The sequence below is a fragment of the Myxococcus sp. RHSTA-1-4 genome, assembly GCF_020037125.1.
GTDB lineage: Bacteria > Myxococcota > Myxococcia > Myxococcales > Myxococcaceae > Myxococcus.
Map to the genome: position 1 here is coordinate 146,429 of NZ_JAIQDG010000004.1, position 13,992 is coordinate 160,420.

General features: G+C 71.6%; 7 protein-coding genes. 4 read left to right on the forward strand and 3 right to left on the reverse strand.

Going from position 1 to position 13,992, the window contains the following annotated elements:
* Positions 1-64: 64 nt before the first annotated feature.
* Positions 65-970: a patatin-like phospholipase family protein gene (locus K8638_RS08305; protein ID WP_305071148.1), complete on the forward strand. Its 906-nt coding sequence runs from the start codon at positions 65-67 to the stop codon at positions 968-970.
* A gap of 15 nt (positions 971-985) precedes the next feature.
* Here the strand turns inward: K8638_RS08305 and K8638_RS08310 are convergent, their stop codons facing one another.
* Positions 986-3,679 (reverse strand): ATP-binding protein, encoded by a 2,694-nt coding sequence (locus K8638_RS08310; RefSeq protein WP_223753895.1) that lies wholly within the window; start codon positions 3,677-3,679, stop codon positions 986-988.
* A 154-nt stretch (positions 3,680-3,833) separates the two neighbouring features.
* Here K8638_RS08310 and K8638_RS08315 point away from each other — a divergent pair, with 154 nt between their 5' ends.
* Complete coding sequence (locus K8638_RS08315) at positions 3,834-5,492, forward strand: M14 family zinc carboxypeptidase (RefSeq protein ID WP_223753896.1); 1,659 nt, start codon at positions 3,834-3,836, stop codon at positions 5,490-5,492.
* Between the two features lie 375 nt (positions 5,493-5,867).
* Positions 5,868-6,686: a hypothetical protein gene (locus K8638_RS08320; RefSeq protein WP_223753897.1), complete on the forward strand. Its 819-nt coding sequence runs from the start codon at positions 5,868-5,870 to the stop codon at positions 6,684-6,686.
* A 30-nt stretch (positions 6,687-6,716) separates the two neighbouring features.
* Here K8638_RS08320 and K8638_RS08325 read toward each other — a convergent pair whose 3' ends face one another.
* Positions 6,717-10,583 (reverse strand): serine/threonine-protein kinase PknK, encoded by a 3,867-nt coding sequence (locus K8638_RS08325; RefSeq protein ID WP_223753898.1) that lies wholly within the window; start codon positions 10,581-10,583, stop codon positions 6,717-6,719.
* A gap of 430 nt (positions 10,584-11,013) precedes the next feature.
* Between K8638_RS08325 and K8638_RS08330 the strand changes: the two genes are divergently transcribed.
* Entirely contained in the window at positions 11,014-12,420 is a 1,407-nt protein-coding gene (locus K8638_RS08330) for a serine/threonine-protein kinase (RefSeq protein WP_223753899.1), read from the forward strand.
* Here the strand turns inward: K8638_RS08330 and K8638_RS08335 are convergent.
* Complete coding sequence (locus K8638_RS08335) at positions 12,396-13,988, reverse strand: DUF1501 domain-containing protein (protein ID WP_223753900.1); 1,593 nt, start codon at positions 13,986-13,988, stop codon at positions 12,396-12,398. The two genes, K8638_RS08330 and K8638_RS08335, sit on opposite strands and share 25 nt — an antisense overlap.
* Positions 13,989-13,992: the final 4 nt, after the last annotated feature.

Consider the following 13,992-nt stretch of genomic DNA (forward strand, 5'->3'; position numbering starts at 1 on the left):
ATGGGGGCTACCTCGCGCCCCCCTGTCACGCGGTACAGTCGGCTCCCTCGTCCGGGAGGACTCGATGCACTGGCGGCTCCGCGTCACGCTGTTCACCACGCTGCTGCTGGGGGCGGCCTCGTGCCACCGCGGCCACCCCGTGGCGCGGCGGGCACCGGAGCGCACGTGCGTGGTGCTGTCCGTGGGTGGCTCCAAGGGACTCGCCCATGTGGGGGCGCTGGACGCGCTGGCGGACCGGGGCGTGCGCATCGACTGCGTCGTGGGCAACAGCATGGGCGCCGTGGTGGGCAGCCTCTACGCCTCGGCGCCCCGGGAGGACTTGCGGACCCGCTATCAGGAGTTCTTCGCCACCTACGAGCAGGAGACGGTGCGCGAGGCGAAGAAGCGCGGCGGCGTGGGTGCGGCCATCGGCCTCCTCGCGGTGCTCCTGTCGGGTGGCTCGCTCGCGCCTGCAATCGCGGTGGGCGCGCTCGGCGCGGCGGGTGGGGCGGCCACGGTGCCGCCGCTCAGCCATGAGCGCTTCACCGAGGTGCTGGACGCGTTCTACGGCGGTGCCCGTATCGAGGAACTGCCCGTGCCCTTCGTCACCTTCTACCAGCAGCCCACGGGCCAGGGACTCCGGCGGGTGACGGTGACCCGGGGGCCGGTGGCGGACGCGGTGGCCGCCAGCGCGGCCAACCCCTTCCTCTTCGAGGACGCGACGCTGGAGCGCATCGACCCGGGGGCGGACCGTGTCTCGGCGGTCCCCGTCCACGATGCCTGCACGCTCTTTCCGCGCTCGCGGCTCATCGCCATCAACGTCACCGAGGAGCCGGCGTTCTACCGGACGGACATGGATTGCGAGGTGTGGGAGGTCCAGGTCGAGCTGGAGCACCCCGCCGACGAGGCCCTGCGCGGAAACGGGCGCGCCTTCGAGGCGACCTACGCCGCCGGGTATGACGCCGTCATCCGCGCGCTCTCCGCCCGATGAGCCTCTCCCGGCCTCCTACCCCCGCCCCCTCGGCGGCAGGCGCACCGTGAAGAGCGCCCCCTGCCCCTGCTGGCTCTCCACCCGGATGGTGCCGCCCATCGCCTCGACAATCTGCCGGGAGATGTAGAGCCCCAGCCCCAGGCCGCCGTAGTGGCGGTCGGAGACGCCCCGCTCGAAGCGGCCGAACAGCCTCGGAAGCGCCTCGGCGGAGATGCCGATGCCCTCGTCACGCACGCGCAGCCGCGCCTGGCCCTCGTCCACGTCCACCTCGATGCGGACGGGCCTGCCGGCGCCATACTTCGCCGCGTTCGACAGCAGGTTCACCACCACCTGCTCCAGCCGCGAGCCGTCCCAGTACCCACGCACCTCGGACGCCGCCGTCAGGTGCACCTCGCAGCCCGCCTGCGCGAAGACGGCCTCCAGCCGCTCCACGCCGTCCTTCACCACCTGCACCAGGTCCACCTCCGACAACTCCAGCGCGAGCTTTCCCAGCGAGAGGCGGCTCACGTCGAGGAGGCTGTCCACCAGCGAGGTGAGCCGGTCCACCTGCCGCATCGCCGCGTTCAGCCGGCTCCGTGTCTTCTCGGGATGGCTCTCGCACACCGCCCGCTCCACGAGCGCGTGCTGCAGCCGCAGCGAGGTGAGCGGCGTCTTCAGCTCATGGCTCGCCACGGAGAGGAACTCGTCCCGCATGCGGATGGCCGCCTGGGCATCCCGGTACAGCTCCGCGCGCTCCAGTGCATGGGCGCACTGGCGCGAGACGGCCTCCAGGAACGTCTTCTCCCTCGGACGGAACGGCCGCTCCCGCGACCAGCCCAGGATGATGAGCCCGAGCACCCGCCGCTCCGTCACCAGCGGCAGGATGGCCCGCGCGCCCTCTCCGGCACTCGCGGTGATGGGGGCCAGCTCCGGCACGTGGGACAGACACTCGGCGAGCGTGGTGGACCACAGCGGCTGGCGTCCGCGCACCACCGCCCTCAGCCCGCTGCCCTCTTCCCATGACAGCCGGTCGAAGGACGCGGCGAGCGTGTCGGGATAACCGAAGTGCCGCACGAGGCGCACCGCCCCGTCCCGGAGCTGCAGGATGGCGCCCCGCTGCGCCTGCGTGACCTGGAGCCCCTCGTGGATGATGACCTCCGCCATCTCCTCCACCGAGGCCGCCCGGGAGAGCGCGGCGGTGATGCCCTGGAGCCGCTCCGTGAGGGCCTGGGCATCCTTCGCCTCCTCGAACAGGAGCGCGTTGTCCAGGCAGAGGCTGGCGCGGCGGGCCAGCTCCCGGGCCAGCTCCACGTCCCGGACCCCATACCGCCGCGTGCCCGACTCGCTCATCAGGGTCAGCGCCCCCAGCACCCGCCCTCGCACCTGGAGCGGGACGCAGAGGAGGGACTTGACGCCGAGCTGCTGGCCCAGGAACAGGTGCGCCTCTTCGCGCGCGAAGGCCGGCGGCGCCGCGTCCGTCAGCTCCGGCAGACACAGCGGCTCTCCCGTCCGCAGCACGCGGGCGATGCCGATGCCGGAGCCCAGGTCGACGGGACAGCGACGGGCCAGCTCGAAGGCGAGCGCCACCCGCTCGGGGTTCCGGTGCACCACCACCCGCCGCTCCACCCCACCCTGCTCGGTGAGCAGGTCCACCGCGCAGCCGTCCGCGAGCTGCGGCACCGACAGCTCCGCGAGCCGCTGGAGCACCGTGCCCCCATCCAGCGAATAGGCCAGCACCTCCCCGGCCTTCGCGAGGAAGGCGAAGCGGTCCTCGGCCTCCTTGCGCGCGGTCAGGTCCTGGAAGCTCGCGGCCCGGTACGTGACGTTTCCGTTCGCGTCCTTCAGCGCCACCCCGTCCACCAGCATGGGGATGCGGCTGCCGTCCTTGCGCAGGTGGAGGTTCTCGTAGGTGTGGTGGCCCTTCTCGATGGTGCGATTCAGCTCCACGCGGAAGGCCGCGAAGGACTCGGGCGCGAGCAGCTCCTGGATGTGCATCCCGATGAGCTCCTCGGGCGAGCCGTACCCATGCATGCGCGCGAACGCGGGGTTGACCGCCTTGAGGCGCCAGGTCTCCGGGTCCGTGCTGGCGATACCCCAGCCCGCGTGGTGGAAGAGCTGGTCCCACCGCTCCAGCTGCTCCGCGTTGCGGCGCAGGTCCTCGGCCAGGGCTTCCGCCCGCTGGTGGGTGCGCTCGAGCAACTCATGCTCCCGGGCCTGGACGAGTGCCGCCTGGCGCCGGACCTCCTGGCGCGCGCGGTAGAGGTCGATGAAGACGGACACCTTCGCGCACAGCACCTCGGGCACGAAGGGCTTGGTGAGGAAGTCCGCGGCGCCGGAGACGTAGGCCGCCAGGACCTCCTGCTGGCTCCACTGGTGCGCGGTGATGAAGATGATGGGCACGTCGCGCAAGCGCTCGCGCTGCTTGATGAGCGCGGCCGTCTCCAGGCCGCTCAGTCCCTCCATCTGCACGTCCAGGAGGATGACGGCGTAGTCCTCCCGCATCAGGTAGCGCAGCGCCTCCCGGCCCGAGGTGGCCTTGTGCAGTCTCACGTGCAGCGGAGCGAGGACGGTCTCCAGCACCAGCAGGTTGGCCGGGTTGTCGTCCACGAGGAGGACGCCCGGCGGGAGAGTCCCGGTGTCCACCCGCTCGGGGTCCCCCGCCTCCGGCCGGCCGACTGACTCGTGCTCCAGTTCTGGAGACGGCATCGGAAAGCGAGGAGGGAGGGACATGGCCCATACTTTACGACTCGCGGACGCGGGGACAATGCGGGGTTTCTCCCTGGTGGCTCCCGCGCGGCGTCCCGCTTCAGGCCGAAAGTAGACACTCGATTGGGCGGGAGTAAGTGCTTGACGCTGTCCGTGGGGAACGCTCGGATGCGCGCCCATGACCGAGCTGCTCACCCGCGCTGAAGCGTCGAACTACACGCAGACCTCACGCCACTCGGATGTGCTCGCCTTCGTCGACGAGCTGTGCCGCCGCACGAAGCTCGCGCGCCGCGCCGACTTCGGAAAGAGCGGTGAGGGGCAACCCCTGGTCGCGCTCATCGTCAGCGACCGCAACTGCTTCACGCCGGAGCTGGCGCGCAAGCAGAAGAAGGCCGTGGTGCTGGTGGAGGCCAACATCCACGCCGGCGAGGTGGAGGGCAAGGAGGCGCTGCTCGCGCTCGCCCGCGACCTCACCCTCACGAAGCTGGGCAAGAAGCTGCTGGACAAGCTGTGCCTGGTGCTGGTGCCCGACTTCAACCCCGACGGCAACGACCGCATCAGCCCCAACAACCGCAAGCTCAACCTGAAGGACCTCGAGGGCCAGGTGAACCCCGAGGGCGGCGTGGGCACGCGCTACACGGGCGAGGGCTGGAACCTCAACCGCGACAACACGAAGCAGGAGGCCCCCGAGACGCGCGCGCTCGCCGCGCTGTACCAGACGTGGTGGCCGCACCTCTTCATCGACTGCCACACCACCGACGGCAGCATCCACGCCTTCGACCTCACCTACGACACGTCCCACTCCAACGAGCCGCTCTTCTCGGAGCTGCGCGCTTACAACCGCGCGATGCTGGAGCGCGTGGCGGCGGCGGTGAAGAGCCGGCACGACTTCGACAGCTTCTGGTACGGCAACTACAAGGTCGAGGGCGACCCGAACTCCGGCTGGCACACCTACCCCGCGCTGCCGCGCTTCGGCAGCCACTACCGCGGGCTGCTCGGCCGGATGGACGTGCTGCTGGAGACCTACAGCTACATCGACTTCCCGCGCCGCTGCGCGGTGATGCGCGCGTGGCTGCTGGAGCTCATCCGCGACGCCGCGAAGAACGCCAGGGCCTACCGCGCCATCACCGAGGCCGAGGAGGCGCGCATCATCGCCCGCGGCCAGACACCCGACGTGCAGCAGCTGGTGGGCATCAACTACGGCGTGGCCACCCGTGACGGCCAGGGCGCGCTCACCTTCGAGTACCCCGCCTACGCGAAGCCCGGCGACATCGCCCGCATCCTCGCCTTCGACGAGGCGAGCATCACCGAGCGGCGCTACCCCGGGAAGCGCAAGCGCACCTACAAGACTCCGCACTACCGGACTTTCGTGCCCACGCAGGCGGTGAGCACTCCAGCGGCGTACCTCGCGCCGGCGGAGCTGGCGTCGCGCCTGGAGGGCCACGGCATCCGCTTCGAGCGCCTGCCCGAGCCGCGGCGCTTCACCGTGGACAGCTACCGCGTGGCCCGGCGCGAGGAGACGTTCAGCCCGGACGTGGCCGCGAACGTGCCGCCGCCCGGCGAGGCCGAGGTGCCGCTCAGCCAGAAGCCCAAGCCCGTGCGCTTCGAGACGGTGCTCACCGTCGCCCCCGAGCGCACCACGCGCGAGTTCCCCGCGGGGACGCTGTACGTCCCCACCGCGCAGCGCGCCGGCACGCTGGCCGTGTACCTGCTGGAGCCGCACTCCGACGACGGCTTCTGCCGCTGGCAGTTCCTCGACGGGATGATCTCCACGGGCGAGCTGTACCCCGTCCACCGCGTCGTGGAAGCCGCCACCGCGCCCAAGAAGGCGGAGTGACGGCACGCCCGGGGTGTGAAATGGCCCCGGACCACGGGGTCATTCCTTCACAGCCTGTCCAACGCCCCGGGCAGCCAGTGTCTTCCGCTGAAGTGCTTCCCGGCTCCGAATGGGTGGCCCCGCCTCGCCCACCCCACCGGTTCGCTACCCTGACGGCTGCAACACCCGACAGGAGATGGCCCCATGAAGCGTTCCGGCGAGAGTGAACAGAGGACTTTCCCATCCAGACCGCGGAAGGCCCCTGGCAACCGGGTGGCGCTACTCCTGGGTGTCCATGCACTCGGGCTGGGGACGCTCGCCTGCGAGGCCCCGCCCTCAGACGCTTCCGCCAGCGGAGAGGAACAGCTCCGCGCCGCCGAGAGCGCATTGCATCCCTTGCGGTCCGCCAACGGCCTCATCACCAACGGCCTCATCACCAATGGCCTCATCACCAATGGCCTCATCACCAACGGCCTCACCTCCCTCGGGGTGAGCACCCCCAGCTTCAACCAATGGTTCGACTCCAACGCTCTGGAGTTCTCGGACATGGTGATGAAGTACGTGGTGTCCTGCGCCTACGCCGAGGGCACCTCGCTCACCTACCGGAGCAGCACGACGATGGTCACCTATACCTGGTACGGGCTGCTGGGGCTCACGCCTGGATGGGCCAGCGGCCTGCCCATCTCCCCGGACGAGGAGCAGCTCATCACCGGGTGCCTCGCGGCGCACGTGAACAAGTTCGGCATCCAGATGGAGGTCTCCATCCGAGGGGCGACCGCCACGGGCGCCCTGCTGTCCGTGACGAAGGAGGAGTCCACCGAGTTCTCCGAGAAGGAGGCCGCCTTCTTCGGCAACCTCGTCACGGACGGGGTCGTCTTCGCGTGCAGTGACCGCAACCTCAGCGGCCAGGAGAGCAGCGCCCGGGCCTGCGCCCTCTCGTCCCAGGCCAGCGGACTGAGCCCGGAGTGCCCCCCCATCCAGCATGTCGGTAGCTGCGGCAGTGTCTGCGTCCTGGACAAGGGCAAGGCCCACTACACGAGATGCACCGTCAACGGGCTCACCTACCTGCCGCTCACCACCCGCATCCGGTCCTCGGACATCTACCGGTGCGGCGATGGCATCTGTCAGGTCTCCGAGTCGTGTGACCCGGACCTTCGCTCCACCAACAACCGGTACAACGCCTGCGAGAGCGACTGCGGCGACTGCCCCCAATGACCCACGCGAGCCACGCGGGCCGCCGCCTCCTCACCCGGCTGCCCGGCCGCGCGCCCACTCCAGGCCGCGGCGCAGCCGCGCCTGCATGAGGTTGGGAGTGCCGGCGGCGCGGCGCAGCGCCTCTTCCAGCAGGCCCACCGGCGCCTCGCGCTCGCCCCGCCGCAGCCGCGCCACGGCCTGAAGCTCCAGCACCTCCAGCGGCTCCTGCTCCACCGAGCACGCGTCGGCGCGGGTCTGGAGCGCGCGCCATTCCTCGGGGCTGGACTCCCGCGTGGCCAGCTCCACCAGGCTGAGGAGCACGTCCTCGGAGGGGCTGAGGGGCGTGCCGGTGGAGGACACGCTCCGCCGCACCTCGGCGAGCTGCTCCCGCGCCCGCGCGTCCTCTCCCATACGGGCCAGCACCCGCGCATGGAGCAGCAGGGCCCACGGCCGGGGCGCCACCTCGCGGTGACGCTGCTCCAGGCTGATGGCGCGGGTGATGTGCGGCAGGGCCGCCTCCGTGTCCCCCGCCTGGTAGAGCAGCTCGCCCATGTTGTACTCGGCGAAGTACTCCCACCCCACCATCCCCAGCTCGCGCCCCAGGCGCATGAACTGCTCCTGGTCCCTCAGCGCGCCGGGCAGGTCCCCGCGGGCCACCCGGAGGTTGCGGCGGTTGTTGAGGGCGCTGCCCAGGTGCAGCCGGTCCCCACGCCTGTAACAGGCGGCGATGAGCTCATCGAAGATACGATCGGCGTCATCGATGCGGCCCAGCATGGGGAGGATGGCGGCCAGCAGCAACAGGGACACCACCCAGGACTCGTAGCCGGCGTCGCCCAGGGCGAGCGCGCGGGTGGCGGCCTCCTCCAGCGGGACACAGGCCTCCGCCCACTGGCCGGCGCGGAGCCGCGCGCGTCCCCAGCCCAGCAGCAGCCGGACCTGGAGCTGGGGAGACTGGAGCCCTCGCTCCCGTGCCAGCCGCTGGGCCTCGCCCACTCGCGCCTCGGAGCTGGCGTAGTCGTTCGTCCAGTCCAGGGCCATGGCCTCGTCCAGCAGCAGCTCCACCTCGTCCCCGGCGGCGCACAGGAACCGGGCCAGCGCCCGGGCCTCGGCGAAGTCCGCCTGCGAGTCCTCGTAGCGCCCCACGCGGTAGCGCATCAGGCCCCGCCCGCGCAGGGCGGCGAGGCGGCGCCGCGCGTCGTCCTCCGGCAGCAGCTCCAGCGCGCGGGTGTACGTCGACTCCGCCTCGAGGTAGGCGTGGCGTCCGCGAGCGGACTCGGCAAGCTGGATGTAGAGGGCGGCGGCATCCTCGCTCAGGCCGGCGGCGGCGGCATGGCGCGCCAGCTTCGGCAGGCGCTGGCGGTCGGTCGCGAGCGGCTGGCCCTGGAAGTAGCGGTAGGCGGCGCGGTGGATGCGCACGCGCTCCGCCTCGGGCAGCTCGCGCGCCACCGTCGCGCGCAGCAGCTCGTCGCGGAAGCCGTGGCCCCCCTGCCGCTGCGCCACCAGCAGCCCCAGCTCCCGCAACCGCCGCGTGGCGTAGAGCGGATCCAACGGAAAGTCCGCCGCGCCTCCGTCCTGCTCCAGCTCGCGCACCACGCCCTCGAGCTCGGCGGTGGTGAAGCCCGTGCCCAGCAGCGCGCACAGCCGGGCATGGGCCGCCAGCGTCGCCGGCAATGCCCGCAGCTCACGCTCCGCCAGCCACTCCACCAGGTGCAGCTCGGGCACCTCGTCCAGCTGGTCGGTGGTCAGATACCAGCTCCCACCGCCGGGGCGCTGGCGCACCCGCCCCTGGCGCTTGAGTCCATGCACCAGCTCCACGAGCAGGCGCGGGACGCGCTGGGCGCGCTCGGCCAGCCGCTCCAGCACCTCGATGGGAACGTTCTCCGCCGGCTCCAGGAGGTTGCGGCACAGCTCCACCGCGCCATCCCTCGGCAAGGGGCCGAGCGTCAGGAGGTGGCTGCGCGCCGCGCGCGCGCCCCACTCGGGACGCAGGCGCTGGAATCCCGGGCGCGCCAGCACACACACCCAGAGGGGAAGGTGCGACTCGGCCAGCGTGGCGTACTCCAGGGCGTCCAGCGCCGCCTCTCCGGCCTCGTGCGCGTCGTCGATGATGAGGCACAGGGGCTGGCGGCGGGCACGCGCGGCCAGCAGCTCGCCAGCGGCGCGCAGGGCCAGCGAGTGCAGGGCGCCCGGGGCCACGGCCCGCTCCCGCAGCTCGTCCGCGTCCGGGGAGAGCCACCCGAGCGTGGCGGCCACCACGGGCCACAGCTCCTCGCCCAGCTCGGCTCCCAGCAGGTGGAAGAGGCTGGCACGCCCCTCTTCCTTCGGGCCGGTCCCCTCTCCATGGAAGGCACCGAGCGCCCCGCTCATGAGGGCGCGCAGGGTGCCCTCGGGAGCCCCCGGCGCGGGCTGGCGGGCCCGCCACGCGTACACCTGCACGCCGGGAAGCGCTTCTCGCATCCGCTGGGCGAGGCAGGCCCCCAGGAATGACTTGCCCGAGCCCCACTCTCCCACCACCGAGGCCAGCGTGGGCGCCCGCTCCTCCAGCGCCGCCCTCGCGCTCCCCATCAGCTCCGCCAGCTCCCCCTCGCGGCCCACCAGCCCCGAAGGCTCGGCGCCGGGGAGGATGGTGGTGAGGTCCTGCTGCGGCGTGGCGCGCGAGGCGCGCCGGAAGAGGCCGGGCCGGCCCGGAACCGCCAGACAGGGCAGCTCGGGCAGGGCCTCCATGGCCGCGGCGGTCAGCAGGAGCGTGGCGGGGTCGCCGTCCTCCGGGTAGCGGTCCTTCCGGGTGAGGACGCCGCCGAAGTAGCGCGCTGGGGCGCCGGGGGACTGCTGCACCGTCACCGACGTCACGTCCAGCAGCACGGCGGGCGCCAGTTCGTGCGCGGCGAGCCCCTCCGCCGCCCTCCGCGCGCGCTGGGCGGGGTTCTCGCCCGTGTTCGGGTCGAACACCGCGGCGAACCGGGTGCCCTCGTAGAAGGCCAGATGTCCGCCGAAATCCGCCATCAGCTTCTGGAGGGTGACGGCGGTGGCGCCGGAGTGGAAGAAGAGCACCGCGACGGTGCGGCGGCTGAGGTTCGGAACAGCGGGCCGCGCCGGAGCCTCGGGAGCCCGGGTGATGGCGGACGGCCGCTCCTCGCGGGCGAGCGCCTCCTGGAGGGCGAGGCGCACCGCCACCGCGCTGTCGAAGCGCCGCTCCGGCTCCTTGGCGAGGCAGCGCAGCACCACCGCCTCGAGCGCCTCCGGCACGGACGTCAGCTCCACGAGGCGTGGGGGACGCAGCGAGAGGTGCGCCTGGAACACATCCGCCTGGGCACCGAAGAAGGGCGTCCGACCGGTGAGCATCTCGTAGAAGAGCACGCCCAGCGCATACAGGTCCGCGCGCGCGTCCAGGGCCGGCGCTCCCGCGCACTGCTCCGGGGCCATGTACTCGGCCGTCCCCGCGAAGGCGCCCCCGGTGCAGAGGAAGGGTGGGACTTCGCCGGGCGGGGCCAGCGGCCGAGCCAGCCCGAAGTCGATGAGGGTGGCCCGGCCCGCGGAGGAGTCCACGTAGACGTGCTCCGGCTTGAGGTCACCATGGAGGAAGCCGCGTGCGTGCACGGCGGCCACCGCATCCACCAGGGCGAGCGCGCACGGGGCGAACACCCCGCGCGGGAGCGGACCGGCACACCGCTCCAGCAGCCCGGCCAGCGTGGGCGATTCGAGGCGTTGCATGACGAGGTAGGGCCGGTCCCCGGGAAGCCGCCCCACCTCGTATACCGCCGGGACGGTGGGCGGGCCGATGGCGCGCAGCACCTGTCCCTCATGGCTCAACTGGGCCCCGGCCATCGGGTGCTCGGGGTGCGCCACCTTGATGGCCACCGGCGCGCCATCCACCTCCCGGCGCGCGGCCAGCAGCAGCCCGAAGCCGCCTCGAGCCATCACCTCCTCCAGGTGATGGCCGGCCAGGACGAGGTCCCCCGGAGGGCGCTCACGCGTCGCGGATGGCGCCGGGGTGGGAGCCGCGCCTGGCGGGCAATCCGCATGGACCTCCACCCACCGACGTCCGCATGTGTGGCAGCGCGGCACTCAGCCACCTCCAGGGCCCTTCAATCCAAGACACTTCGGAACGCCCCCCGTGGGGCCCGCCCAGTCCTGACAGACTAGTCGCCGCCAGCGGCTTTTTCATGTGAAGCAGGCGAATCCGTCTTCATTCCAGACGCACCTGTTCGAGAGCCGCCAATCCGCGACCCGCGAATGCCAGCCCGGTGACGTCCGCTGGCCAGCCCCCTCGTTCGCGGGGGTTGTATGCCTTGTCATGTTTCACCGGGAGGTATCTGCTCCAAGGTGTTTCCCTATCGGCGGGTGTGCCATGGACGAAACGACGCAGCCCACTGCGCAAGGCCCATTCTCGCGGGTACTGGGAGGCACCAGCGGCAGCGGGGCCCCGGCGGCGGCTGTGCTGGCCGGGGAGTACTACCTGAAGGAGGAGCTGGGTCAGGGCGGCCATGGAATCGTCTACAAGGCGGAGCACCGCATTCTCGGCCGCCCCGCCGCGGTGAAAATCCTGCACCCCCACCTGGCCGACAACCGGGAGATGATGCAGCGCTTCGTGCGCGAGGCGCGGGTGGTGAACCAGATCCGCCACGCCAACGTCGTGGACATCCACGACTTCGGCCTGCTGCCGGATGGCAGGCCCTACCTCGTGATGGAGCTGTTGCCGGGCCGGACGCTGAGCCAGCTCCTGAAGGAGAAGGGGCGGCTGCCACCCGCGCGGGCGCTGGCGTACCTCGAGCCGGTGTGCGTCGCGCTGGAGGCCGTCCACCAGACGGGAGTGGTCCATCGCGACTTGAAGGCCAGCAACGTGGCCGTGCTGACCGAGGGCGTGGTGCCCCGGGTGAAGCTGCTGGACTTCGGCATCGCCAAGTTCATCCACCCGGAGCAGGACTTCGGCGGGCTGACGGTGGTGGGGCAGCGGCTGGGCAGCCTGCACGCCATGGCACCGGAGCAGCTCCGGGGAAGCCCCATCAGCCCCGCCACGGACATCTATGCGCTGGGCGTGCTGCTCTTCCAGCTGCTCACGGCCTCCTACCCCTTCCACTCCAATGACCCGCTGGAGCTGGAGCGGATGCACCTGGAGATGCCACCGCCTCCCCCGAGCGCGTGGGTCCCGGTATCCCCCGCGCTGGATGCCGTGGTGCTGCGCTGCCTGGAGAAGGAGGCCGGAAGGCGCTACCCGGACGTGGCCTCCTTCCTGGCCGCGCTGCGGGCCGCGGTGCTCCCCGCCTCTCAGTGCGGGACCTCCCGCGCACGCAGCACCCGGGCCTTCGCCCTCCACGTGGCGGTGGTCCCCGAGGGCGACGAGGACGACCAGGTGTACGTCACCACCTCCGAGCTGCTCGACGGCCTCGAGCGGGAGCTGCGCACCCTGGGGTTCATCCCCACGGTGCGCACCGGCATGACGCTGCTGGGTGTCTACCTGCTGGAAGACACCTCCCCCACGGCGCCCCGGCGGCTGGTGGAGACGGGACGGGAGCTCCACGCCAGGACCCTGGCGCAAGGAGCGGCCCACCCCGGCATGCGCGTGACGGTCAGCACCTGTGCCCACCTGGGACAGGTGGACATCTGTCAGACGCCCGCGGGAGTCGAAGTGGTGGGCGGGCCCGTCGTGGACATCGCCGGCTGGGTGGTCCGCAACGGCGGCGACTTCGTGCTGACGCCGGAGGCGGCGAGGGTCCACGGAGAGCTCACACGTCAGCCCCTCACGACGCCGTCGTAGACGCCGTAGCCGCCAGGAATGAAGAAGTCCTTCCCCGGCTCCAGCCCGAAGGCCCGGATGACCGTCGCCGCGATGTCCTGCGAGCGCGGCGTGCGCGTCACCCGCTCCCCGGACTCCTCCACCAGCGTCACCGGCACGCCCATGGGAGAGCCGTTCATCGTCTCGTCGTACCCTCCGAGCATCTGGTTCCCCTGGATGCCGCCGCCCACGAGGATGGCGCAGGTCGCCGGGTGGTGGTCGCTGCCGTGCTTCGGGAAGGTGCGCCCGAAGTCGCTGTAGACGTAGACCAGCGTCTCGTCCAGCAGCGACCGGGACGGGTCGGACCGGCTCGGAGTCAGGCTCATCTCGATGCACATCCGCCCCACCATCTCCAGCGCGATGCGCAGGTGGTTGGTGTGGAGCTGCACCCCGTTCGCGCTGTGGGTATCGAAGGTGTTGTTGGCGAAGCTGGAGGCCCGCAGGTTCACCGACGTCACCAGGTCGGACTTCAGCAACTGCAGCGCGAAGGAATACGCGCCCATCGACGTGCCCGTGCCGCAGGAGTCCGCGTAGCCGATGCAGGCCGACCAGTCCACGGGATAGGCCGGGTCGTCCTTGAGCTTCTCCCAGGACGGCGTGTTGGACAGCACCGAGAGGATGTCCCGGCGGAGGGTCCTGCTCGCGCCCTTGTACGTGTCATAGAGCTGCTCGAGCATCGCGTCCGTGCCGCTGCTGGAAATGCCCCGCTCCTGGCGCAGCGCCTTCATCAGGGCCGCGTCCACCGGGGTGGCGGGCACCGTGCCCGGGAGCGCCGAGCCGTCGAAGGCGACGTCGGGAACGTCGCTCCGCGCGCGGAGTCCCTTCCAGGCGCTGTCGCGCTTGTCGGACAGCGTCGGCTCCACCGAGGACGCGGAGAGCAACACCGTCGGGTTCGCCAGCGCGGGCAGTCCGAGTGCGCGCGGCAACGTACCGCCGAGGCTGACGTTGGGGATGGGCCGGTCCGGGAACCGCTGGGCCAGGGCGTTGGCGATGACCGCCTGCACCGCGGGGGCCCGGAAGTTCGAGCCCGCCACACCGCACATGCTCGCGATGATTCCGCTGGTGTGCGCGGCCGTGTTCTGGTCCGCCCCCACGAGCACCGCGGCCTTGTCGTAGAGCCGGTACGTGGGGTTCGCCCACGCGTAGCCCCAGGGCCGGAAGTTCTGCTGGTTCCCCGAGGCGGGATTCTGCCCGCTCGCGTCGGCCGGGTTCGCCCAGTTCCAGAAGACGGGGCCGCGCAGCTTCCGCACGGGCCCGGGCGCATCCAGGTCCACCGGCGAGCGGTCGAAGTTCTCCACCTGCTCGGGCAGGTAGCCATGGGGGATGAGGCCGCCCTTGGGCGTGGGGATGAACTTGTCGATGCCCGCGCGCGTCAGCGGCGTGAAGAAGGTCTCCCAGTGGAGCCCTCCATCCAGCCAGATGCCCAGGAGCTTGGTCGGCCTGCCCGGCGTCGACTGCGCCGAGGCCACCGGGAATCCGAAGCGCGCCATCAGTCCGAGGTGAGCGGCCCCGAAGGCCAGCTCGAACAGCTTGCGACGAGAGAGCTTCATGCGT

Bases quoted from the DNA above. Each gene is read 5' to 3' on its own strand.
- K8638_RS08315 (WP_223753896.1), top strand. From the start codon at position 3,834: ATGACCGAGCTGCTCACCCGCGCTGAAGCGTCGAACTACACGCAGACC.
- K8638_RS08330 (WP_223753899.1), top strand. From the start codon at position 11,014: ATGGACGAAACGACGCAGCCCACTGCGCAAGGCCCATTCTCGCGGGTA.
- K8638_RS08305 (WP_305071148.1), top strand. From the start codon at position 65: ATGCACTGGCGGCTCCGCGTCACGCTGTTCACCACGCTGCTGCTGGGG.
- K8638_RS08310 (WP_223753895.1), bottom strand. From the start codon at position 3,679: ATGTCCCTCCCTCCTCGCTTTCCGATGCCGTCTCCAGAACTGGAGCAC.
- K8638_RS08325 (WP_223753898.1), bottom strand. From the start codon at position 10,583: ATGGCTCGAGGCGGCTTCGGGCTGCTGCTGGCCGCGCGCCGGGAGGTG.
- K8638_RS08335 (WP_223753900.1), bottom strand. From the start codon at position 13,988: ATGAAGCTCTCTCGTCGCAAGCTGTTCGAGCTGGCCTTCGGGGCCGCT.